Below are 20,835 nucleotides of genomic sequence, written 5' to 3' on the forward strand. Positions count from 1 at the left end.
AGGCCGGGATCGGGCCCGCCGCAACCTCATGTAGCCAGCCGGTTGCCTCGACGCTTTTTCCTCGCCAGCGACCACAAAAAACATAATTTCGCTATTTCCCGGCTCCGAACAGAATGCGGCCAACACCCTGACACCGATAGCCGCAGCAGAAGAACAACAGTGATCAGAATCGAGGCGGCAGCCATGACCGACCTGAATCAAACCACCTTTCAGAAGTGCACAGCCATGACAGTTGATAAAACCGAAATTGATACGCTTGTTGTTGGCGCCGGCCAGGCCGGCGTGGCCATGAGTGAACACCTGAGCAAGCTGGGTGTGCCCCACCTCGTGCTGGAGCGCAACCGTATCGCCGAAGCCTGGCGCACCGGCCGCTGGGATTCGCTGGTGGCCAACGGTCCTGCCTGGCACGACCGCTTTCCGGGCCTGGAATTCGACGGCCTGGACCCGGATGCCTTCGCCGGAAAAGAGCAGGTGGCTCAGTACTTCGAAGCTTATGCCCGCAAGTTCAATGCACCGATCCGCACGGGCGTTGACGTGAAGAAAGTAGAGCGTAATGCCGATCGTCCGGGTTTCACCGTTGAAACCTCTGATGGCGTGATCGAGGCCCGCCACGTGGTGGTCGCCACCGGCCCGTTCCAGCGTCCGGCCATTCCGCCGATTGCTCCGCAAATCGCTGGTATCAGCCAGATTCACTCCGCCCAATACTACAACCCGCAGCAACTGGCCGAAGGCGCCGTATTGGTGGTGGGCGCCGGTTCGTCGGGCGTGCAGATCGCCGATGAGCTGCAACGCTCCGGCAAACAGGTCTACCTGTCGGTCGGCGCCCACGATCGTCCGCCGCGTGCCTATCGCAACCGCGATTTCTGCTGGTGGCTGGGGGTACTCGGCGAGTGGGATGCCGAGGCCATGCAACCGGGCAAGGAGCACGTGACCATCGCCGTGAGCGGTGCCCGTGGCGGCCACACCGTGGACTTCCGCCGGCTGGCCCATCAGGGCATGACCCTGGTCGGCCTGACCCAAGCGTTCAACGGCGCGGTGGTGAGCTTTGAAAATAACCTCGCCGACAACATCCGGCGCGGCGATGAAAACTACCTCGCGCTGCTCGACAAGGCCGACGCCTATATCGAACGCAACGGCCTGGACCTGCCGCTGGAACCCGAAGCCCGCGCCATGCTGGCCGATCCGGACTGCGTGACCAACCCGATCCTGGAACTGGATCTGCTCAAGGCAGGCGTGACCACGATCATCTGGGCCACCGGTTACTCCACCGATTACAGCTGGCTGAAGGTCGATGCCTTCAAGGAAAACGGCAAACCGCAGCATCAGCGCGGGGTGTCGGCCGAGCCCGGCGTGTATTTCGTCGGTTTGCCTTGGCAGTCCCGTCGTGGCTCCGCGTTCATCTGGGGCGTTTGGCACGACGCCAAGCACATCGCCGACCACATCGTTAAACAGCACACCTATTTCAACTATCGGGATGCGAGCCAGCGTCAAGCCGACGCCGCCCGTGCATCTCTTCAAAAAGCCAGCCTCATGGGAGTTCGTTAATGCCTACTCATACCCGCATCCGCATGTTCAACACCAAAGACACCTACCCGAACCAGACGCTCGACAACGACCTGTGCCAGGCCGTGCGCGCCGGCAACACCGTGTATGTCCGTGGCCAGGTCGGCACCGATTTCAACGGCCAACTGGTGGGCCTCGGTGATCCGCGCGCCCAGGCCGAACAGGCCATGCGCAACGTCAAGCAACTGCTCGAAGAGGCCGGCAGCGACCTGAGCCACATCGTCAAGACCACCACTTACCTGATCGACCCGCGCTATCGCGAGCCGGTGTACCAGGAAGTCGGCAAGTGGCTCAAGGGTGTGTTCCCGATTTCCACGGGCCTGGTGGTCAGCGCCCTCGGCCAGCCGCAGTGGCTGATGGAAATCGATGTGATCGCTGTCATCCCTGAATAAGGAATTCGCCATGACCTTTTCCATCGTTGGTCGCTGCGCCGAGACCGGCCAGCTGGGCATTGCCATCAGCTCTTCGAGCATTGCCGTCGGCGCGCGTTGCCCCTGGTTGCGGGCCGGTGTCGGTGCGGTGTCGAGCCAGAACATCACGCTGCCGGCCCTCGGCCCGCAGATCCTCGATGAACTGGCCAACGGCTCGGCGCCGCCCCAGGCGCTGGACCACTCCTTGACCCGCAATGGCTACAGCCAGTACCGCCAGGTGGCGGTGGTCGACGCCCAGGGACGCACGGCGGTGTTCAGCGGCAACCATGCGCTGGGCACCAACAACGTCCTGGCCGGCGACCAATGCGTGGCGGCTGGCAACCTGCTGGCCAACAGCGGGGTGATCGAGGCGATGGTCGCGGCGTTCGAAAACAGCGAAGGCTGCCTCGCCACCCGCCTGATGAACGCCTTGCAGGCCGGGCAGGATGCGGGGGGCGAAGCCGGTGCAGTGCACTCGGCGGCGTTGTCGGTGGTCGGTGACCTGACCTGGCCGATTGTCGACCTGCGGGTGGATTGGGCCGATGAAAACCCGATCGGCGAGCTGGGCAAACTGTGGGCTGCCTATGAGCCGCAATTGCAGGACTACCTGACCCGTGCCCTCAATCCGACCCTGGCTCCGAGCTATGGAGTGCCCGGCGATGAGTGAGTTGCGCAGCCGCGCCATGCTCGCGCGATTGATCGGGTTCGCCACGGTCAGCCGCGATTCGAACCTGGCGCTGATCGAGTTCGTGCGGGACTACCTGCACGGACTGGGCGTGGATTGCGAACTGATCTACAACGCCGAGCGGACCAAGGCCAATCTGTTGGCCACGGTCGGCCCGCGCGTGGCCGGCGGCATCGTGCTGTCCGGACATACCGATGTGGTACCGGTGGACGGTCAGGCCTGGACGGTCGAGCCGTTCTGCCTGAGCGAGGCGCACGGCAAGCTTTACGGACGCGGCACCGCGGACATGAAGGGCTATCTGGCTTCTGTGTTGGCGGCCGTGCCGATGTTTCTGCAAAGCCCTTTGAAGCGCCCGGTGCACCTGGCGTTCTCCTACGACGAGGAGGTCGGTTGCCTTGGCGTGCGCGGGTTGCTGGAAGTGCTGCCGCAACGCATCCCGGCACCGGCGTTGTGCCTGATCGGCGAGCCGACCGGGCTCAAGCCGGTGCTCGGCCACAAGGGCAAGCTGGCGATGCGTTGCCACGTGCGCGGCGCAGCCTGTCATTCGGCCTACGCGCCTTATGGGGTCAATGCCATCGAGCAGGCCGCGCGCCTGATCGGTCGGCTGGGTGAAATCGGCACGCGCCTGGCTGAACCGCAGCATCACGACGAGCGCTTCGATCCGGCGTATTCGACGGTGCAGGTGGGTGTGATTTCCGGCGGGACGGCGTTGAACATCGTGCCGCAGAACTGCCGCTTTGATTTCGAAGTGCGCGCCTTGCCGGACTTTGCTCCGGAAGCTGTCGCCGATGAGCTGCAAAACTACGCCGAGCAAACCTTGCTACCGGCGATGCAGGCGGTGAAGGCCGACACATCAATTCGTTTTGAAAAGCTTTCGGCCTATCCCGGCCTGGCCACACCCACCGACAGCGCAGCTGCCCGGCTGATTGCCGAGCTGTGCGGCAGCGATGATTTCAGCACCGTGGCCTTTGGCACCGAAGGCGGGCTGTTCGATCAGGCCGGCATACCGTCGGTGGTCTGCGGTCCCGGCAGCATGGATCAGGGGCACAAGCCCGATGAATTTGTCAGCGTCGAACAGATGGCGGCCTGTGACCGCCTGATGGATCGCCTGGCGGCTTACTTGAGTGAATCCGAACACCCATAACAACAAAGGGCCATTCAGGCCCGAGGAAGCGATCCATGTCCAGATCCTTGCGTTGCAGTGTTCCGTTTGCCCTGGCGTTGTTGAGTGCCAGTGTGTGGGCGGCCCCCCAGGACCTCACCGTGATTTCCTTCGGTGGTGCTACCAAGCAGGCCCAGGATAAGGCCTACTTCCAGCCCTTCAATGCCAGCGGCGCAGGCAACATCATCGCCGGTGAGTACAACGGCGAGCTGTCGAAGATCAAGGCCATGGTCTCGGCCGGTCACACCAGCTGGGACGTGGTGGAAGTCGAAAGCCCCGAGTTGTTGCGCGGCTGCGAGGAGGGTTTGTTCGAGAAGCTCGATGCCGGACGCTTCGGTGATTCGGCGAACTTCGTGCCGGGTGCGCTGACCGAATGCGGGGTGGCCACTTATGTCTGGTCGATGGTCATGGCCTATGACCAGAGCAAGCAGGCCAAGGCGCCGCAATCCTGGGCGGACTTCTGGAATGTCGCCGACTTCCCGGGCAAGCGCGGCCTGCGCAAGAGCGCCAAGTACACCCTGGAAATCGCCTTGCTGGCCGACGGCGTCAAGGCTGACGATGTGTACAAGGTCTTGAACACCCCGCAAGGCGTGACGCGGGCCTTTGCCAAGCTCGACCAGATCAAGCCGAACATTCAGTGGTGGGAGGCGGGCGCACAACCGGCGCAATGGCTGGTGGCCGGGGACGTGGTGATGAGCGCGGCCTACAACGGCCGAATTGCCTCGGCGCAAAAGGAAGGCATGAAGCTGAGCATCGTCTGGCCGCAGAGCCTGTACGACCCGGAATACTGGGCGGTGGTCAAGGGCACGCCGAACAAGGCATTGGCCGAAAACTTCATTGCATTTGCCAGCCAGCCGCAGACGCAAAAAGTGTTCTCGGAAAACATCCCTTACGGGCCGGTGCATCGCCAGACCCTGCCATTGCTGCCCAAGGACGTGCAAGAGCAACTGCCGACCGCCGAGGCCAACCTGGCCGGTGCGCGGGCAGTGGATGCGGAGTTCTGGGTAGACCATGGCGAGGAGCTTGAACAGCGCTTCAACGCCTGGGCCGCACGCTAACCCCCTGTGGGAGCGGCGGTGCCCGCGAAGACGGCAGTACATCCAGCATCGATGTGGCTGACAAACCGCTTTCGCGAGCAAGCCCGCTCCCACAAAAATGCAGAGTTCTGGACGGCCCAGACGCCGCAGCCCCCCTGTGGGAGCGGGCTTGCCCGCGAAGACGGCAGCACATCCAATATTTGTGTGGCTGACAAACCGCTTTCGCGAGCAAGCCCGCTCCCACAAAAATGCAGAGTTCTGGACAGTCCAGGCGCCGCAGCCCCCCTGTGGGAGCGGGCTTGCTCGCGAAGACGGCAGCACATTCAACATTAATGTGGCTGATGAACCGCCTTCGCGAGCAAGTCGGATCGCCGCACCGCCGCTCCCACAGGGATTTCATTGGTCAGATTTTTTCCGGTTACCCTCTCGAATGTCGGGAAAGGGGTTGCGGTGCGTTGTGCTGTATTTTTGTTTTTTATTGATTCTTTCTGCCGCAATGGCCGAATAATTGCGCAATCTTTTTTAAGGTTTAAAGGCACAAATTAACTAATTTTCCTCCCGCCGCTCTTTGTCCATGATCACTCCCAACAAGAAATGCGCCGTTCCGTGTGCGCACACCGAAGTACGAACACGTACTCATCCTTGCCTTGGAGTTCGTCATGTCCACCACCGCTTCATCCGCCCCGCTCATCGAGAAACACACGATCGGGTACGTCCCCCCTGAGGATCGCCACGGAAAGGTCAAAGATCTGTTCACCCTGTGGTTCGGCGGCAATATCGCGCCGTTGCCCATCGTCACCGGCGCGCTCGGCGTGCAGTTGTTCCACCTGAACCTGGTCTGGGGCATTGTCGCTATCATCGTTGGCCATCTGGTCGGCGGTGTGCTGATGGCGTTGCACTCGGCGCAAGGCCCGCAGATGGGCATTCCGCAGATGATCCAGAGTCGCGCACAGTTCGGTTCGCTGGGCGCGTTGCTGGTGGTGGTGATTGCCGGCGTGATGTACATCGGTTTCTTCGCCTCCAACATCGTCCTGGCCGGCAAGTCGCTGCATGGCGTGGTCGAGAGCGTGCCGGTATCGGTCGGCATCGTCCTCGGCGGCCTCGGTTCGGGGATCATCGGCATCATTGGCTACCGCTTCATCCACGTGCTCAACCGCATCGGCACCTGGGTGCTGGGCCTGGGCATCGTGCTGGGCTTCGGCTACATCCTGACCCACGTGCAGACCGATGACTTCCTGACCCGCGGCAGTTTCAACATTTCCGGCTGGCTGGCCACGGTGTCGCTGGCGGCGCTCTGGCAGATCGCGTTCGCGCCGTACGTGTCCGACTACTCGCGTTACCTGCCCAAGGACGTGAAAGTCAGCGCGACCTTCTGGGCGACCTACCTCGGCTCTTCGCTGGGCTCGATCCTGTCCTTCGTGTTCGGCGCCGTCGCCGTGCTGGCAACGCCGGTGGGCATGGACACCATGGACGCCGTGAAGCTTGCAACCGGTGCCATCGGCCCGTTGATGTTGGTGCTGTTCTTGCTCAGCGTGATCAGCCATAACGCCCTGAACCTGTATGGCGCCGTGCTCTCGGTGATCACCTTGCTGCAAACCTTCGCCCACCGCTGGATTCCGACGGCGCAAAGCCGGGCGGTACTGTCACTGATCATCCTGGCCGGTTGCTGCGTGGCAGCCATTGGCGCCTCGGCGGACTTCATCGGGCACTTCGTCGACCTGGTGCTGGCGCTGCTGGTGGTGCTGGTGCCCTGGACCGCGATCAACCTCATCGACTTCTATGCGATCCACAAGGGTGACTACGACATCGCCTCGATCTTCCGCGTCGACGGTGGCATCTATGGCCGCTTCAATCCGCAGGCGCTGCTGGCCTACGCCATCGGCATCGTGGTGCAGATTCCGTTCATGAACACGCCGATCTACACCGGGCCCGTGGCGGTGCATATCGACGGTGCGGATCTGTCGTGGCTGGTCGGCCTGGTGGTCACCACGCCGCTGTATTACTGGCTGGCGAACCGTGACACGGCTTATCGTCGGCGCCAGACCATGGCCGGGTTGATGCCAACCAACGGTTGATCGGGCATTTGGAACAGATGTACCGGGTTGAGCGGTTGTGAACGCCAGGGATGGCTGTTTGTCGGGCGTATGGTTATGCTCAGCGCGTTTGCCCATCGCCAGATAAAAACAACCACAGTGAAGCCATGAGCCAATCAGACACGCGTGCGACTGTTCTAGCGCTGTATCCAGAAGACTCCCGCGAGGCAGCGGCATTGCTCAAGCAGGCAGTGCCGCTGATGGTTCGTCACAACATTCCGCCCAACCCGGTGCATTACGCGCTCTGGTACACCTACAGCAAAGGCCAGGAGCCGGAACTCAATCGGCACCTGGACCGGGTCGTCAACGATTTCGACTACTTTCCTCCTGAGTCCGCCGCCAAGCTGTTTCGCGAGTACATCATCCGTGATGAGCTGGCGGACGCTCGCGCCGGGCAACAGGACGCGATCAATCTGGTTGATGATATGGAGCGCGATGTTTCGCGCAGCGTGAAGGGCAATCAGAATTTCCAGGCCAGCCTCGGCCAGTACCTGCAAATGCTTGAGGATCCGGCCGGTGAGCGCTTGCCGGGCATCCTGAGCCAACTGCAAAAGAGCACCCAGCTCATGCAGAGCCAGCAGGAGCATTTCCTCGCCCAGTTGCAGTCCGCACAGCATGAAATCAAAAGCCTGCGGGACAAACTGGAGCGCGCCCAATTGGCGGCGACCCTCGATGGCCTGACCGAATTGCTCAACCGCACCACCTTCAACCGCAAGCTTGAACAGGCAATGAACCACGCAGCGACCGGCGTGGCGCTGGTGATGCTGGATATCGACCACTTCAAGCAATTCAATGACCAGTACGGCCATCCCCTGGGCGACCGGGTGCTTCAGCATGTCGCCCAGGTGTTGCGCGATGCGCTGCCGGCCGAGGCCTTTGCCGCGCGTTATGGCGGTGAAGAATTCTGTGTGGTGCTCAAGGATTGCCCGGATCTGGCGGCTGCCGGCGCGTTTGCCGAGCGCCTGCGCCTGAAAGTCCAGGCGCTGCGGGTCAAGGCCCGGGCCACCGACACCGTGCTGGACACCATCACCGCGTCGTTCGGCGTGGCCCATGCACAACCCGGCGACACCCCGGAAAGCCTGGTGACCCGTGCCGACGACGCGCTGTACCAGGCCAAGCGCAACGGGCGCAATCAGGTTCGTCAGCAGCCTGACGTAGTGGTCGAGGGCCGTTAGCCGAGGATGAAGCAGGCGTCATGTTTTGCCGATTTGTACGCCTATGGAACTGAAAACCGTTCTTGCAATCGTAACTTTCACGGGTGTGCAGGGGTTACGCATACGCATTGAATGCCCGGCATGGCTGTAAAACCGGGAGGGTGGCATGGAAAACGACTCGATGTTCAGGTTCGTTGCGGGCTACCTGTTCGTGTGCGCCCTGCTGGCATGGGGGGTGGCCCAGGCGTCTCCCTGGATTGCCTCGCACCTGCTGTTGAAATGGATACTTTAGCGCCGACCCGCGATGCCACGCTCGACAGTTCCCGATACTTCAAGCACCGCGACGGTGTGACCCACGAATTGACCCTCTTTCCCTGACCCCCAGCCTGCACCGCGTCTCCCTGCATGATGCGTCACGGCCTGCTGACGTCCCGCTCAAATCCCCTGAAACAAGCGCTGCCTGAGGCAGCAAAAATAGAATTCAAATGTATTCGATCGGGTACATTTTTACTTCTTGAATGCAAATGAGAGGAGTTATCAATAGTATTTGTTTCTGCATCGCTTTCGATTAGACTCCCGCCGGCTGGAGGAAAACAGCGTTCTGGATGTAAGAAAAAACACAAAATATCTGTCGCAGGGGAGCGGGGCGTGAATTTCAAAAAGAACACAATTGCGTTGGCTGTGGGGTCGGCGGCCTGCCTGATGAACAGCGCATGGGCGGCCGAACAGTCGAACACAATGGAAATCGCGCCGATCACGGTGACCGGTGAAAAAATCAACCGCACCCTGGAGCAGACCCAGTCGAGCGTGGTGGTCGTCACCGACAAACAACTTCGGGAAAAAGAAGACCACAACCTGGTCGACGTATTCGCCCGGACACCGGGTGTCTACAACCAGGCCGGCAATGAAAACTGGGGCATCCGTGGTGTGCCGGTGTCCGGTTTCGATGACCAGGGACCGGCCACGCTCAACGGCGCGGTTTCGGTGTTCGTCGACGGCGCCGTGCAGCCGAACCGTGCATTGACCCTCAGCCCGATGCCGCTGTGGGACGTCGAGCAGGTCGAAGTGTTCCTGGGCCCGCAGTCTACCACCCAGGGCCGCAACTCCCTGGCCGGTGCCGTAGTCATTCAGACCAGAAACCCGACGTTCGAACCGAGCTTTTCCGCGCAAACCAACGCCGGGAGCTACAACGAGCGCGGCGCGGCAGTTGCCGGCGGCGGCTCGATCGTCGATGACAGGATCGCCGGCCGTATCGCTGTGGATTACCAGGAAGGTGACGGCTACATCGACAACATCGCCCTGGATAACGACGCCAACCCGACCCGCACCAGCAATGCCCGCGGCAAGCTGCTGATTCTGCCCAACGACGATCTCGATGTGCTGCTGACATATGCCCACGGTGAAAGTCGCAAGGGCGACAACTCGGTCATGCGCGAAAACGACCGGATCCGTTATTACAAGATCGCGTCCAACACCAATGCCTTCGACAAACTCCAGCAGGACACCGTCAGCGCCAAGGTGGATTACCGCCTGGACGACAACTGGTCCCTGACCAGCCTTACGGCCAATACCCGCTCGGACTACGACGCGCGCCTGGACTTCGACCAGACGGCCGTGGACAACCAGGTCGTGCTGCGAAAGCAGGACGGCGACCTGTTCAGTCAGGAACTGCGTTTGAATTACGCCTCGGACACCGTGAAGAGCTTCGTCGGAGCCTACTACGGCCGCAGCACCAACAATTTCCACGACAGGTTGTTGTTCGACAATGAACTGTTCGGTACCGCCAAGGGCGATACGACGATTGAAAACAAGGCCGTGTTCGGTGAAATCGACTGGACCTTCGCCCCGCGCTGGACGTTGATCACCGGCCTGCGCTACGACCACGAGACTAACGACACCGACGTCGAACAGGACGACTTCTCCAGCCCTGGCGGCGCCAGCAAGTCGTTTGATGCCGTGTTGCCGAAACTGGGTATCGACTATGAACTGGCCGCCAATCAGTACCTGGGCTTCATGGTGCAGAAGGGCTATCGCGGCGGCGGCGTCAACGTTCGCGCCGGTGGCGGTCACGAGGCGTACGATCCGGAATACACCACCAACTACGAGTTGTCCTACCGCGGTTCGTTCTTCGACCAGACCCTGCGGACCCGCGCCAACCTGTACTACACCGACTGGAAAGACCAGCAGGTCAGTGTGCTCGACCCGGACTCCCAGTTCGCGCACATCTTCAACGCCGGCAGCAGTGACATCAAGGGCCTGGAAGTCTTCGTTGAAAAAGACTTTACCGAACAGCTGACCCTGACCGCCGGTGGTGCCATCACCGATGGCAAGTACAAGGACTTCGTCACGGGCGATGGCCGCGACCTGAGCGGCGAGTCGTTCCTGTATTCGCCCAGGTACAAGATGTCGCTGGGTGGCATCTATCGCTGGAATGACCGTCTGACCCTCAACACCGACGTCATTTACCAGAGCACCTCACCGTCGGAGTACGAGTTCGATGACGCTGGCCAGGTCATTGATGAGCGCAAGAGCGACGCCTACTGGCTGGTCAACTTCAACACCGAGTACAAGATCACCAGGAACGTTGCCGTATCCGGTTTCGTGAAAAACGCCTTCGACAAGGAATACATCACCAACAACCGCAGCGGCGACATCATCGATGCCGGTGCACCGCGCACGGTGGGTGTGGTTCTGCGCTACGACCTGTAACCCCGGAACCCTTGTAGGAGCGAGCTCGCGATGGTCGTCAACGATGCCGCGTGTTGGCTGAATAAACACGGCGCTCTCGAGTCCATCGCGAGCAAGCTCGCTCCTGCAGGTATTGCGTTCCACGGCTCGAAACGCCTGAACCGGCATTCAATAACCGCAGCGGCGACATCATGGCGCACGGTGGGTGTGGTTCTGCGCTACGACCTGTAACCCCGGACCCCTGTAGGAGCGAGCTTGCTCGCGATGGTCGTCAACGATGCCGCGTGTTTGCTGAATAAACACGGCGCTCTTGAGTCCATCGCGAGCAAGCTCGCTCCTACAGGTATTGCGTTCCACGGCTCGAAACGCCTGAACCGGCATTCAATAACCGCAGCGGCGACATCATGGCGCACGGTGGGTGTGGTTCTGCGCTACGACCTGTAACCCCGGAACCCTGTAGGAGCGAGCTCGCTCGCGATGGTCGTCAACGATGCCGCGTGTTTGCTGAATAAACACGGCGCTCTTGAGTCCATCGCGAGCAAGCTCGCTCCTACAGGTATTGCGTTCCACGGCTCGAAACGCCTGAACCGGCATTCAATAACCGCAGCGGCGACATCATGGCGCACGGTGGGTGTGGTTCTGCGCTACGACCTGTAACCCCGGAACCCTGTAGGAGCGAGCTTGCTCGCGATGGTCGTCAACGATGCCGCGTGTTTGCTGAATAAACACGGCGCTCTTGAGTCCATCGCGAGCAAGCTCGCTCCTACAGGTATTGCGTTCCACGGCTCGAAACGCCTGGACCGGCATTCAATAACCGCAGCGGCGACATCATGGCGCACGGTGGGTGGGGTTCTGCGCTACGACCTGTAACCCTGGAACCCTTGTAGGAGCGAGCTTGCTCGCGATGGTCGTCAACGATGCCGCGTGTTTGCTGAATAAACACGGCGCTCTTGAGTCCATCGCGAGCTAGCTCGCTCCTACAACTACCCAGTCGCCGGCAATTGACCCAATTCAAGGATTGAGCCAGTTGCCGGCGCTGCCGGGTCAGTGGAACGGAAAGATGTAGTTCATCCATGCAGCCATGCGCAGAAGGATCTTGCGCATCATCGCGATGTGATGGAAATGCTGGCTGTACAACGCCGCCTGGCCGTAGGACCCGCCGGGCATCTGTTTGCTGTACTGGGCATAGTCGGGGTCGGTGATTTCAATGATCACCGGGACCCGGCCGGCCGGTGGTGAACCGGTGAAGCCGATCAGCGTGCCCGAAGGTTGAACCTGGCCTTCGGCGATGACCGAAACGACGGTTTTGACCTTGCCTTCGAACACTCTCCCGGGAATGCCGTCAAAGGCGACTTCGGCCTCGTCGCCCTCGGTCAGGCGCAACAGGCTGTTCTGGCGCATCCACGCGGCGAAGTAATGCCCTTCGTCAGGAATGAAGACCATCGAGGGGCGCAGCGGCAACTTGGTCGCCATCATGCCCGGACGCAGCGAAACATGGGTGACGAAGCCTTTGCTCGGCGCACGGACCGTGGTGTTGTCGAGCTCGTACTGCGCGTTGTCCAGTTGGGCCTTCAGGTCATCGCTGCGAGAGACCACAATGTCCAGTTCCCGTTGGGTACTGAAATTACGCTTGATCAGCTCGGTGATCCGGGCGCGATCGGCCTGGGCGGCAATCAGTTGCGCCTTGAGGGATCTGACCCGGTATTCGAAAGGCGCGGGATCGATGCTGAACAGCACATCGCCTTTTTCCAGGGGCTGGTTGGATTTCACCGGCACGTCGATCACCTGGCCACTGACCACGGGTATGACCGGAACCGATACGAAATAGGTACGCGCCACCTCGGAGTAGGGGTGGTTGTAGTTCATGGTGAAAATCAGCGCGCCGATGATCACGATCCCCCCCAGTACCGCTGTGGGCACCGTCCATTTGTTCAGGGGGATGCGGAAGATCTTGAAGATGGCAACGCAGAGTGCGGCATACGTCAGAATGAGTAAAAGATCCATGGCTCAGAGGCCCTCGCCGTGATTGTCCGTTGGCAGCCTGGTCTGTGCCGTGCCCGTCGCCGCCTCGAGGCGCTCGATCCGCCCTTGCAGTTCGGCGACCTGTTGTTCGAGGTGAACCACATGGCTTTTTGCCGAGTGTCCGTCACTGAAACCCCAGCCCCGGTCCTCTCGATAGGCCATCGCCCAGATCCACAGGAATGGCCAGAGCGCATGCAGGGTAAACAGGCTGACCCAGCCGGTGGCGTGGATCGCATCCTGGTGCGGGTGGTTGCGGTGAACGGAAATTTCATAGGGGATGTCATGGAGCACGATGATCCCGTAGAACAAGACGAGCCCGACAAATATCAGTATGCCCAGTGCGAAGTAATCAAGCATGAATCACTCCTTTTACAGCAGGTGACGTGTCCGCATGAGTGTAGCCGTTCAATCTACACTTGACGGGAACGCGGATATCCCGTTCGAACAACCGGTGCCTGGCCGAAGCGTCGACCGATATCGTGCCGGCAGATCCTGGCGAGGTGAATTCATGCAAACCAATGGTCAATTCGAAAGGGCGCCTGTACTTGACCCTGTCGAGCGCATTACCGAGGTGATCTTCGGCCTGCTGATGGCCATGACGTTCACCGGCACCATCAGCGTGTCCACGGCAGACCAGGCGGCCGAACGCACGATGATGCTTGCCGCACTCGGCTGCAATCTCGCCTGGGGACTGGCCGATGCGGTCATGTACCTGTTGCGCGCACTGGTCGAGCGCACGCGCCGGATCAAGCTGTACCTCGACCTGCGCAATGGCACGGACGCCGCGGCCGGTCAGGCGCTCGTTGCGCAAGTGTTGCCGTTGCAATTCGCCACGGCGGCCGGCAGCGAGGGCCTGGAATTGTTGCGTCGTCGGCTGCTTGAGCAACCCCCCTTGCCGACCAGGGCCGGCCTCGGCTGGAACGACTTCAAGGGTGCGCTCGGGGTTTTCCTGTTGGTGGTGTGCTCGACATTTCCGCTGGTGGTGCCGTTCATATTGCTCGACCAGACGGCACTCGCCATCCGCCTGTCCAACCTGATCGGACTCGTGGTGCTGTTCATTGCAGGCTGGATGCTCGCCAGATACGCCGGCGCCACGCAATGGCAGGGTGGGGTGATCATGGCCGCCACGGGGGCGGTGCTGATCCTTGCAATCATTGCGCTGGGTGGATAACCACTGGGGATAATTCAACACACTAAAGACTCGTTCTCATTTACACTTGCCCTTCCATTTACGTCGGGCAGCCTGGTATGGATGTTCTTGCCACTATCCATCTTCATTTACTCAAGTGGGTGATCGAACCGGTCACCGGGCAGTTCCTGGGCATTTTCGACTTCAACGGTCGGCTCGGTCTATCCTTTCTCTGCATGTCTTACGGCATCGCTTATGGCCTGTTTCGCTGGCGCAAATCCCGGGGTTTGACCGACGCGCGCTCATTCGGGCAGTTCATTGGCGGCTGCCGGGTGTACCTGCATCGCTCGGCGCTGCTCGACTACCGCTACTACTTTGTTCTGGCCATCCTCAAGGTTGTCCTGGTGCTGCCCATCGTCGGCCTGGTCGATCCCTACGTCTTGCGTTCAGCGGACTACATCGCGTTCTTCAACAACCTGTGGGGCGCGCGTACGCAAGTGGAGGAGAACCTGACGCTGACCCTGCTCTATGGGCTGGGCGTTTTTCTGGTCAAGGATTTCAGTCATTACTGGGGCCATCGCGCTTTTCATTCGCGCTATCTGTGGGCCTTCCACAAAGTCCATCATTCGGCGCCCGTGCTGGTGCCGGCGACGGCCAGCCGCGTGCACTTTCTGGAAGAAGTGGTGGAAAAGCTCACCGACATCGTCTGTGTAAGCGCGTTTGCCGGTGTCTTCTGGTACGCCTGCGGCGGGGAGATCAGCCGCTATACGCTATTTGGCGTGACCTACATGGTGTTCATCTTCAATAGCCTGGCGGCGAACCTGCGCCACAGCCACGTGTGGTTTTCCTTCGGGCCGGTGCTTGAACGGGTGCTGAGCAGCCCGGCGCAACACCAGATTCATCACAGTGATGCACCGCGACACTTCAACAAGAACTTCGGCATCAATCTGTCACTGTGGGACTGGATGTTCGGCACGCTCTACGTCACGCAGTCCAGACCCGAGTCCATTCACTTCGGCACCGGTGAGCAGGATCACGAGCGTTACCTGACGATGCGGGGGTTGATCGTCACGCCGTTTGTGGACATCGCCCGCAAATTCTTCCCGGCAAAACGCCCGAAAGTACAACCTGAAAGACGATCTGATCCGTATTTTTCAAGGCAATCTGCCTCTGTAACGGATACAGCTGCCAGCCCACAATAAGTCTTCGGTACGCCGTTGGGGCCGCGCAAGACGCCCCTGTACCGCCAAATCACAGTGTGGGAGGCCATATGGCCAAGATGACGATTTTTCTCGGCGGTTTCCTGGTGTTGACCATCCTGATCGGTGTGCTGGCGACGATTCCGCCGAGCTGATTACCCCCGCCGGATTTCGTCGACGGCCAGGCGCAGTTCGCGGTACGCCGTGACCAGTTGCTCAAGGCTGAACCCGCGATTTCTGCCGCTGGGGTTGGGCAGAACCCAGACCGAAGCGTTGCCGAAGGTTTTCGGTTGCAGGCCCCAGGCAATGTCCCGCTGACCGGACAGCGCGCAATAGGCCGCCTTGCCCAGAAACGCCACGAAACGCGGTGCATGGCGTGCGATTTTCTGTTCGAAGCCGGCGGCGGCGACGCTGAACTCGTGCAACGACAACTGATCCGCACTGGCCGTTGGCCGTTCGACCACCGCGGTCAAGCCGCATTGGTAGCTCAAGATCGTCCGATCGTTTTCCGGCCGCACTTGCTCGGGGGTAAACCCGGCGAGATGCAGCGTGCGCCAGAAGCGATTGCCGCGCCCCGCAAAATGGTGCCCCTGGGCGGCGGCAGTCATTCCGGGGTTGATGCCGCAGAAGATCACGGCCAACTGCCCGGCGAGGATATCTTCGAGTTTTTCACTCACCGCAGATCACTCTGATCGCCTGGCGTGCCAGCCTCGTCAGCTCGGCTCGGGATTTACCGGCCCGGGCACGTATCGAAATGCTGTGCAGCAGGGACGAGGCCAGCACGGCAAGGGCCGCCGGATCGGCATCGCCTTTCAACTCGCCAGCATTTTTCGCCGCTTGCAGGCGAACTTCCAGATCGGCATCCAGCCGGCTCAACCGGTCGGACAGCACCTCGCGAATTTCCGCGTCCTCGACGGCTTCGGTGGTTGCCGTGCCGATGGCGAAACAACCACGGGGCTGACCGTCGCCTGAGAAGTAGATCGATAACTGCCCCTCATAGAAGCGCTGCAAGGCCTCGGCCAGCGGCACGTCCAGGTCCGTCAGCGCCTCGTGCATGGACGCCGCGGCAAATTCCCAATACTGCTCCAGCGCTTTGATATAGAGCGCGTGCTTGTCGCCGAATGCCGCATAGAGGCTGGGGCGATTCATGCCGGCGGCGGTGGCGATGCTATCGAGCGACGCGCCGGAATAGCCAGTGTTCCAGAACACCCCAAGCGCCTGCTGCAACGCTGTCTGCGGGTCGTATGCCCGAGGGCGGCCGCGGCCTTTGCCCTCTGTCGATTTATTTTGTGCCATGTCGTACAAAATCCTTGTGGGAAGGTGGGGTGAGGGATATTCTTACACCATCGCACAAAATTAAGGAATCAGAAATTCCTTGATCCAGGGTTTGTTGTAGCCGAGCGCGAACTGAGTGTTGCGGCGACGAAACCGACGCGGTGGGAGCGATCCTCCTGGCCGCGCACGGGCTTGCTTGTTTCCAGCATTTATTGACTTCCGGGCCGTCGGCGCTTGCTGCCGACGCCTGCCCGATTACCCGGCTAAAGGCGTACTCGACCATGACCAAAGCGTTCGATATCCCGGCTTCACAGACCTTCGGGCAGCCTGGCCCCAACCCGGCCGACGCACCCACCAGAAAACCGCTGAAACAGACCTTGCGTCCCTGGCTGATGGTGGGCGTTCCCGTTCTCTTCGCGGCGCTGGGCTATGCCCATTACGTGTCGGGACAGGCTTATGTTTCAACCGATAACGCTTACGCCCGGGTGGCGAAGGCATCGATCAATGCGCGGATCTCCGGGCAAGTGGTGGACATCGCCGTCGAGGACAATCAGCAGGTCCACAAGGGTCAGGTGCTGTTCCGGATCGACCCGAAACCGTTCCAGATCGCCGTCGACCGCGCACAGGCACAACTGAGCGTGGCGCGGCTGCGTATCGACGGGCTCAAGGCCAGCTATCACCAGCAACAGGCGGAACTGCAATCGGCGAAAGAGTCGGCCGACTACGACCAGAAGGATTTTGCCCGCAAGAAAGCACTGGTCGCGTCCGAGTTCGTTTCGAAGTCGATTTATGAGCGTGCCGACACTGACGTGAAAGTGGCGCGGCAGCGGATCGCGTCCATCGAACAGCAGATCGCCAGCACCGTGGTGGCCTTGAACGGCAACCCGGACATCGATGCCGATAGCCACCCGACGGTTCGCGAGGCCAGGGCGCAGCTCGACGAGGCGCAGTTGTACCTCTCGTACACCACGGTGTATGCGCCGCAGGATGGCACCGTGGCCAAGGTCGACGACCTGCAGGTGGGCAACTACCTGAACAACGGCGCGCCGGCCTTTGCCTTGTTGTCCGGTCACGAGATCTGGATCGAGGCGAACTTCCGCGAAACCGATGTGACCCACATGCGTCCGGGCCAGGAAGCCACCATCCGCATCGATACCTACCCGGATCGCGTGTTCAAGGCCCACGTCGCCAGCATGAGCCCTGGGGCCGGGTCGGATTTCGCGCTGCTGCCACCGGAGAATGCCACCGGTAACTGGGTCAAGGTGACGCAGCGGGTGCCGGTACGGCTTCAACTCGACGAAGTGGACCCGGCGCTGCCGCTGTTCTCCGGGACCAGCGCCACGGTGAAGATCGACACCCGGTTTCGCAGCCCGTGGTGGCATCCGCTCAAGGCATTGCTGACCGCAGGTAACTTCTGATGAACGCCCAACCGATGGTAAACCCCGGTGGGGAGGGTGCGCGTTCGCTCAGGTTCGCCGCCTTGCTGGCGACCTATATGCAGTCGGCCAACCTGCCGCTGCCGAACTCGGCACTCAGGTTGATTCAGGGCAGCCTGTCGATGAGCGATGATCAGGCGGGGTGGATTTTCACTTCGTACCTGGCCGCCAGTGCGATCAGCATGCCGCTCGCGCAGTGGCTGGCCGCACGCTTTGGCTTGAAGCGGGTGTATCAGGCTGCGCTGGCGTTGTTCGTCCTTGGCTTGTTGCTCGCCACGACCGCGACGACGCCGCTGGAGTTCGTGGGGGCGCGCATCATTCAAGGCATTGCCAGTGGCGTACTGGCGCCGCTGTCGATGGCGATTGCCACGCAAACCCTGGCGCAGGACAAGCGGGCAAAATTTGCCGCAAGCTGGACCGCCATCGTGCTGTTCGGCATCGTCAGCGGCCCGAGTATCGGTGGCTGGATCGCCGAGCATTTCGGCTGGCGGCCGATGTTCTACCTCAGCGTGCCACTGTCGGCGTTCATCTTCCTGGTGGCGGCGCTGTTGTTGACCGAGAAGAAGGCCGAGAAACCTCCGGCGTTCGATTTCTTCGGTTTCGGCACCTTCACCCTTGGCATGATCAGCCTGCAAATGCTGCTCGACCGGGGTGAGCGGCTGGACTGGTTCGCCGCGCCCGAAATCTGGCTGGAAGCCGTGGCGTCGGCACTGGGGGTCTACCTGTTCGTGGTGCATGTGCTGACCTCGAACGTGCATTTCCTCAACAAGCGCCTGCTCAAGGACCGCAACTTCGTGTTGTCGACGGTGATCTTTTTCGCCCTCGGTTTTGTGCTGTTGTCGACCATGGCCCTGACCTCGCCGATGCTGGACGAAATTCTCGGCTACCCGCCTGACACCACCGGCGCCCTGACGATTCCCCGTGGAATCGGGCTGGTGGGTGCCTTTGTGCTGATGGGGCGGCTGCCCGAGCGTTTCGACCGGCGCCTCTTCGTGGCGGCCGGTGTCGCCATGGTGATTTATGCCAACTGGCTGATGCTCGGTTATTCGCCGCTGATGGACGAGTGGCCCGTGGCTGTCGCCGGTGCGATCCAGGGCGCGGGCCTGGGCATCCTGATGCCGGCGGTGAGCAAGGTCGCGTTCAGTACCCTCGACCCCACGCTGCGCCCCGAAGGCACCGGTCTGTTCAATCTGGCCCGTGTCTATGGCAGCACGCTGGGGGTGGCAATCGTGCAGCTGTTCTTCTTCAACAACACCCAGGCGATGCACATGGCGCTGGCCAGCAACCTGACGCCATACCGCGCCGCAGCCCATTCGCTGACTTCGGCGCCGTTGCAGGTGCTGGGCGGGCTCAACGAAATGATCACTGGCCAGGCCGCGTTCATCGCCGTGATCGACCAGTTCAAGATCCTGATGGTGGTGATGCTGGTGGTGAGCCCGCTGGTGTTGTTTCTTCGCAAGCCGGTTGCGGCCAATTAGTTTTCGTGGAGTTTGCCAAATGAAATCCTGTGCGCTGGTCCTCAACCGCTACTGGATACAAACGAAGCTCGCGGTGTTGTCGGTGCTGGTATTGCTGACGGCCTGCACCGTTGGCCCGGACTATGAAACACCGGCGGCAAGTACGTCGCAGCACTATGACCGGCAAGCCGAGCAGCGTCTGGCCCAGGGTGCCGATCCACGGATCGACCCCGGCAGGACGGTCAGCGGCGATTGGTGGTCTGCCTTTCGCTCGCCGAAGCTCGACCACGTGGTTCGTCGCGCCATCGACGGCAACCTGGATCTGGTGGCGGCCGATGCCACGATCCGACAAGCCGCTTCTTCTGTTGCGGCGGCGCAGGGCGCGCTTTATCCGCAGGTCGATTTCGGCGCCGTGGCCGGCCGTCAACGGGTGCACAACGCCAAGGAGCCTTCCGTCTCCAATTTCTACGCGATAGGACCGCGGGTAGGGTTCGACCTCGATGTGTTCGGCGGCAACCAGCGTCTGGTTGAGCAAGAGCAGGCGTTTACCGACCTGCAAAAACACCGGTACGAAGCGGCCTACCTGACCCTGACCGGCAACGTCGCCAGCCAGGCGTTGCTGGTGGCCTCCGCCAACGCGCAGATCCAGGCCGTGGAAAAGCTGCTGGCCAATGACACGAGGAACCTTGAGCTGGTGCGCATGGCCCGCCTCAATGGCAGCACCACGCAGATCGATGTATCGCTGGCCGAGACACGGCTGGCGCAGGACCGCACGTTGTTGCCGCCCCTCGCTCAACAGCGCGATGCGGCACGCCACGCGCTGTCGATACTGACGGGCAAGGGGCCGGCGGACTGGGTCGCTCCCGACTTCGACCTGAGTGAGTTTGTCCTGCCGTCGAACATGCCGGTGAGCCTGCCTTCGGAAATGGCCCACGCCCGGCCGGATGTGCTGCAAGCCGAAGCTCAACTGCATATGGCCTGCGCGGCGGTGGGCGTGGCGACGGCAAACCTCTATCCCCACGTCACGCTGTCGGCGTCCCTGGCGCAGGCGGCTTCCGGCAATGGTGGTGCGGCACTCTGGGGGTTCGCTGCCGGGCTGGCCGGGCCGCTCTTCGATGGCGGAACGCTCAAGGCGCAACAGCAGGCGGCTGTCGACGGTTACAAGGCGACGCTCGCCGGTTACCAGCAGACGGTCATTACCTCGTTCGGGCAGGTCGCCGACACCTTGCAGGCGATCAACCATGACACCGAGGAAAACCTGGCCCAGACCGATGCCTTGCGCGCGGCCGAAACCAGTTTGCAGTTGAACCAGCAAGCCTTTGCCCAGGGCGAAAACAGCATTCTCCAGGTCCTCGAAGCGGAGCGTGCATATGAACAGGCGCTGCTGGGACAGATTCGCGTGAAAACCGCGCAGTACCTCGACTCCGTGCAGTTGTTCATTGCCCTGGGCGGCAATTCGGTCGGTGCCTTCGAGCAACGCGTTGCTTCTGGCGACGGACAGAAACCTTCGTATCAATAATGGCTG

Annotated in this window: 21 protein-coding genes; 17 read left to right on the forward strand and 4 right to left on the reverse strand. The window is 61.2% G+C overall.

All coding sequences use genetic code 11. The features are described from left to right. The first annotated feature begins 183 nt into the window (after nt 1-183). The 12 genes from ACEN8Q_RS03540 (at nt 184) to ACEN8Q_RS03595 (ending at nt 11,662) form a co-directional block, all read left to right on the forward strand. A complete protein-coding gene (locus ACEN8Q_RS03540; RefSeq protein ID WP_413704523.1) occupies nt 184-1,545 on the forward strand; it encodes a flavin-containing monooxygenase in 1,362 nt (453 codons plus the stop codon). Further along, nucleotides 1,545-1,955, forward strand: coding sequence for a RidA family protein (locus ACEN8Q_RS03545; RefSeq protein WP_003201555.1), 411 nt, complete (start codon nt 1,545-1,547; stop codon nt 1,953-1,955). The genes ACEN8Q_RS03540 and ACEN8Q_RS03545 overlap by 1 nt, the downstream gene beginning before the upstream one ends. A 10-nt stretch (nt 1,956-1,965) precedes the next feature. Next, entirely contained in the window at nt 1,966-2,640 is a 675-nt protein-coding gene (locus ACEN8Q_RS03550; protein ID WP_413704524.1) for a DUF1028 domain-containing protein, read from the forward strand. Continuing rightward, entirely contained in the window at nt 2,633-3,802 is a 1,170-nt protein-coding gene (gene argE / locus ACEN8Q_RS03555) for an acetylornithine deacetylase (RefSeq protein ID WP_413428365.1), read from the forward strand. Before ACEN8Q_RS03550 ends, argE begins: the two co-directional genes overlap by 8 nt. 35 nt (nt 3,803-3,837) lie before the next feature. Beyond that, nucleotides 3,838-4,878, forward strand: coding sequence for an ABC transporter substrate-binding protein (locus ACEN8Q_RS03560; RefSeq protein WP_007987073.1), 1,041 nt, complete (start codon nt 3,838-3,840; stop codon nt 4,876-4,878). 638 nt (nt 4,879-5,516) lie between these two features. Beyond that, complete coding sequence (locus ACEN8Q_RS03565) at nt 5,517-6,932, forward strand: purine-cytosine permease family protein (protein WP_413428366.1); 1,416 nt, start codon at nt 5,517-5,519, stop codon at nt 6,930-6,932. 125 nt (nt 6,933-7,057) lie between these two features. After that, a complete protein-coding gene (locus ACEN8Q_RS03570; RefSeq protein ID WP_413704525.1) occupies nt 7,058-8,125 on the forward strand; it encodes a GGDEF domain-containing protein in 1,068 nt (355 codons plus the stop codon). A gap of 627 nt (nt 8,126-8,752) precedes the next feature. Beyond that, nucleotides 8,753-10,813: a TonB-dependent receptor gene (locus ACEN8Q_RS03575; RefSeq protein WP_413704526.1), complete on the forward strand. Its 2,061-nt coding sequence runs from the start codon at nt 8,753-8,755 to the stop codon at nt 10,811-10,813. A gap of 30 nt (nt 10,814-10,843) precedes the next feature. After that, complete coding sequence (locus tag ACEN8Q_RS03580; RefSeq protein WP_413428369.1) at nt 10,844-11,023, forward strand: hypothetical protein; 180 nt, start codon at nt 10,844-10,846, stop codon at nt 11,021-11,023. 24 nt (nt 11,024-11,047) lie between these two features. After that, the gene (locus ACEN8Q_RS03585; RefSeq protein ID WP_413704527.1) at nt 11,048-11,236 is read left to right on the forward strand and encodes a hypothetical protein; all 189 of its coding nucleotides are present in this window, start codon (nt 11,048-11,050) and stop codon (nt 11,234-11,236) included. Nucleotides 11,237-11,269: 33 nt separating this feature from the next. After that, on the forward strand, nt 11,270-11,449 hold the full coding sequence (locus ACEN8Q_RS03590; protein ID WP_413704528.1) for a hypothetical protein: 180 nt from the start codon (nt 11,270-11,272) through the stop codon (nt 11,447-11,449). 24 nt (nt 11,450-11,473) lie between these two features. Continuing rightward, the gene (locus ACEN8Q_RS03595) at nt 11,474-11,662 is read left to right on the forward strand and encodes a hypothetical protein (RefSeq protein ID WP_413704529.1); all 189 of its coding nucleotides are present in this window, start codon (nt 11,474-11,476) and stop codon (nt 11,660-11,662) included. 174 nt (nt 11,663-11,836) lie between these two features. On the opposite strand, the gene ACEN8Q_RS03600 is transcribed toward ACEN8Q_RS03595, so the two are convergent. Then, a complete protein-coding gene (locus tag ACEN8Q_RS03600) occupies nt 11,837-12,796 on the reverse strand; it encodes an HlyD family secretion protein (protein WP_413427534.1) in 960 nt (319 codons plus the stop codon). A 3-nt stretch (nt 12,797-12,799) separates the two neighbouring features. After that, nucleotides 12,800-13,171: a DUF3302 domain-containing protein gene (locus tag ACEN8Q_RS03605; RefSeq protein ID WP_057396672.1), complete on the reverse strand. Its 372-nt coding sequence runs from the start codon at nt 13,169-13,171 to the stop codon at nt 12,800-12,802. A gap of 151 nt (nt 13,172-13,322) precedes the next feature. Between ACEN8Q_RS03605 and ACEN8Q_RS03610 the strand changes: the two genes are divergently transcribed. Beyond that, nucleotides 13,323-13,985 carry a hypothetical protein gene (locus ACEN8Q_RS03610; protein ID WP_413704530.1) on the forward strand — a complete coding sequence of 221 codons (663 nt, stop codon included), beginning with the start codon at nt 13,323-13,325 and terminating at the stop codon, nt 13,983-13,985. Nucleotides 13,986-14,062: 77 nt separating this feature from the next. Next, nucleotides 14,063-15,145: a sterol desaturase family protein gene (locus ACEN8Q_RS03615; RefSeq protein ID WP_413427536.1), complete on the forward strand. Its 1,083-nt coding sequence runs from the start codon at nt 14,063-14,065 to the stop codon at nt 15,143-15,145. Nucleotides 15,146-15,297: 152 nt separating this feature from the next. Here ACEN8Q_RS03615 and mug read toward each other — a convergent pair whose 3' ends face one another. Further along, the gene (gene mug, locus ACEN8Q_RS03620) at nt 15,298-15,819 is read right to left on the reverse strand and encodes a G/U mismatch-specific DNA glycosylase (RefSeq protein ID WP_413704531.1); all 522 of its coding nucleotides are present in this window, start codon (nt 15,817-15,819) and stop codon (nt 15,298-15,300) included. Continuing rightward, entirely contained in the window at nt 15,812-16,438 is a 627-nt protein-coding gene (locus ACEN8Q_RS03625) for a TetR/AcrR family transcriptional regulator (protein WP_413704532.1), read from the reverse strand. The genes mug and ACEN8Q_RS03625 overlap by 8 nt, the downstream gene beginning before the upstream one ends. A gap of 260 nt (nt 16,439-16,698) precedes the next feature. Here ACEN8Q_RS03625 and ACEN8Q_RS03630 point away from each other — a divergent pair, with 260 nt between their 5' ends. Genes ACEN8Q_RS03630 through ACEN8Q_RS03640 form a run of 3 tightly spaced genes read left to right on the forward strand, consistent with a single transcriptional unit; the run spans nt 16,699 to nt 20,829 of the window. Further along, nucleotides 16,699-17,835, forward strand: a complete 1,137-nt coding sequence (locus ACEN8Q_RS03630) for an HlyD family secretion protein (RefSeq protein ID WP_413704533.1) — start codon at nt 16,699-16,701, stop codon at nt 17,833-17,835. Beyond that, entirely contained in the window at nt 17,835-19,331 is a 1,497-nt protein-coding gene (locus tag ACEN8Q_RS03635; protein WP_413427540.1) for a DHA2 family efflux MFS transporter permease subunit, read from the forward strand. The genes ACEN8Q_RS03630 and ACEN8Q_RS03635 overlap by 1 nt, the downstream gene beginning before the upstream one ends. 19 nt (nt 19,332-19,350) lie before the next feature. Beyond that, a complete protein-coding gene (locus ACEN8Q_RS03640; protein WP_413704534.1) occupies nt 19,351-20,829 on the forward strand; it encodes an efflux transporter outer membrane subunit in 1,479 nt (492 codons plus the stop codon). Nucleotides 20,830-20,835: the final 6 nt, after the last annotated feature.

The sequence above is a fragment of the Pseudomonas sp. Pseusp16 genome (genome assembly GCF_047324915.1).
In the GTDB taxonomy this organism is placed as follows: Bacteria; Pseudomonadota; Gammaproteobacteria; order Pseudomonadales; family Pseudomonadaceae; genus Aquipseudomonas; species Aquipseudomonas fluorescens_CD.

Coding starts and splice junctions, on each gene's coding strand:
- ACEN8Q_RS03540 (WP_413704523.1), top strand. CDS start 184: ATGACCGACCTGAATCAAACCACCTTTCAGAAGTGCACAGCCATGACA.
- ACEN8Q_RS03545 (WP_003201555.1), top strand. CDS start 1,545: ATGCCTACTCATACCCGCATCCGCATGTTCAACACCAAAGACACCTAC.
- ACEN8Q_RS03550 (WP_413704524.1), top strand. CDS start 1,966: ATGACCTTTTCCATCGTTGGTCGCTGCGCCGAGACCGGCCAGCTGGGC.
- argE (WP_413428365.1), top strand. CDS start 2,633: ATGAGTGAGTTGCGCAGCCGCGCCATGCTCGCGCGATTGATCGGGTTC.
- ACEN8Q_RS03560 (WP_007987073.1), top strand. CDS start 3,838: ATGTCCAGATCCTTGCGTTGCAGTGTTCCGTTTGCCCTGGCGTTGTTG.
- ACEN8Q_RS03565 (WP_413428366.1), top strand. CDS start 5,517: ATGTCCACCACCGCTTCATCCGCCCCGCTCATCGAGAAACACACGATC.
- ACEN8Q_RS03570 (WP_413704525.1), top strand. CDS start 7,058: ATGAGCCAATCAGACACGCGTGCGACTGTTCTAGCGCTGTATCCAGAA.
- ACEN8Q_RS03580 (WP_413428369.1), top strand. CDS start 10,844: ATGGTCGTCAACGATGCCGCGTGTTGGCTGAATAAACACGGCGCTCTC.
- ACEN8Q_RS03590 (WP_413704528.1), top strand. CDS start 11,270: ATGGTCGTCAACGATGCCGCGTGTTTGCTGAATAAACACGGCGCTCTT.
- ACEN8Q_RS03600 (WP_413427534.1), bottom strand. CDS start 12,796: ATGGATCTTTTACTCATTCTGACGTATGCCGCACTCTGCGTTGCCATC.
- ACEN8Q_RS03605 (WP_057396672.1), bottom strand. CDS start 13,171: ATGCTTGATTACTTCGCACTGGGCATACTGATATTTGTCGGGCTCGTC.
- ACEN8Q_RS03610 (WP_413704530.1), top strand. CDS start 13,323: ATGCAAACCAATGGTCAATTCGAAAGGGCGCCTGTACTTGACCCTGTC.
- ACEN8Q_RS03615 (WP_413427536.1), top strand. CDS start 14,063: ATGGATGTTCTTGCCACTATCCATCTTCATTTACTCAAGTGGGTGATC.
- ACEN8Q_RS03625 (WP_413704532.1), bottom strand. CDS start 16,438: ATGGCACAAAATAAATCGACAGAGGGCAAAGGCCGCGGCCGCCCTCGG.
- ACEN8Q_RS03630 (WP_413704533.1), top strand. CDS start 16,699: ATGACCAAAGCGTTCGATATCCCGGCTTCACAGACCTTCGGGCAGCCT.
- ACEN8Q_RS03635 (WP_413427540.1), top strand. CDS start 17,835: ATGAACGCCCAACCGATGGTAAACCCCGGTGGGGAGGGTGCGCGTTCG.
- ACEN8Q_RS03640 (WP_413704534.1), top strand. CDS start 19,351: ATGAAATCCTGTGCGCTGGTCCTCAACCGCTACTGGATACAAACGAAG.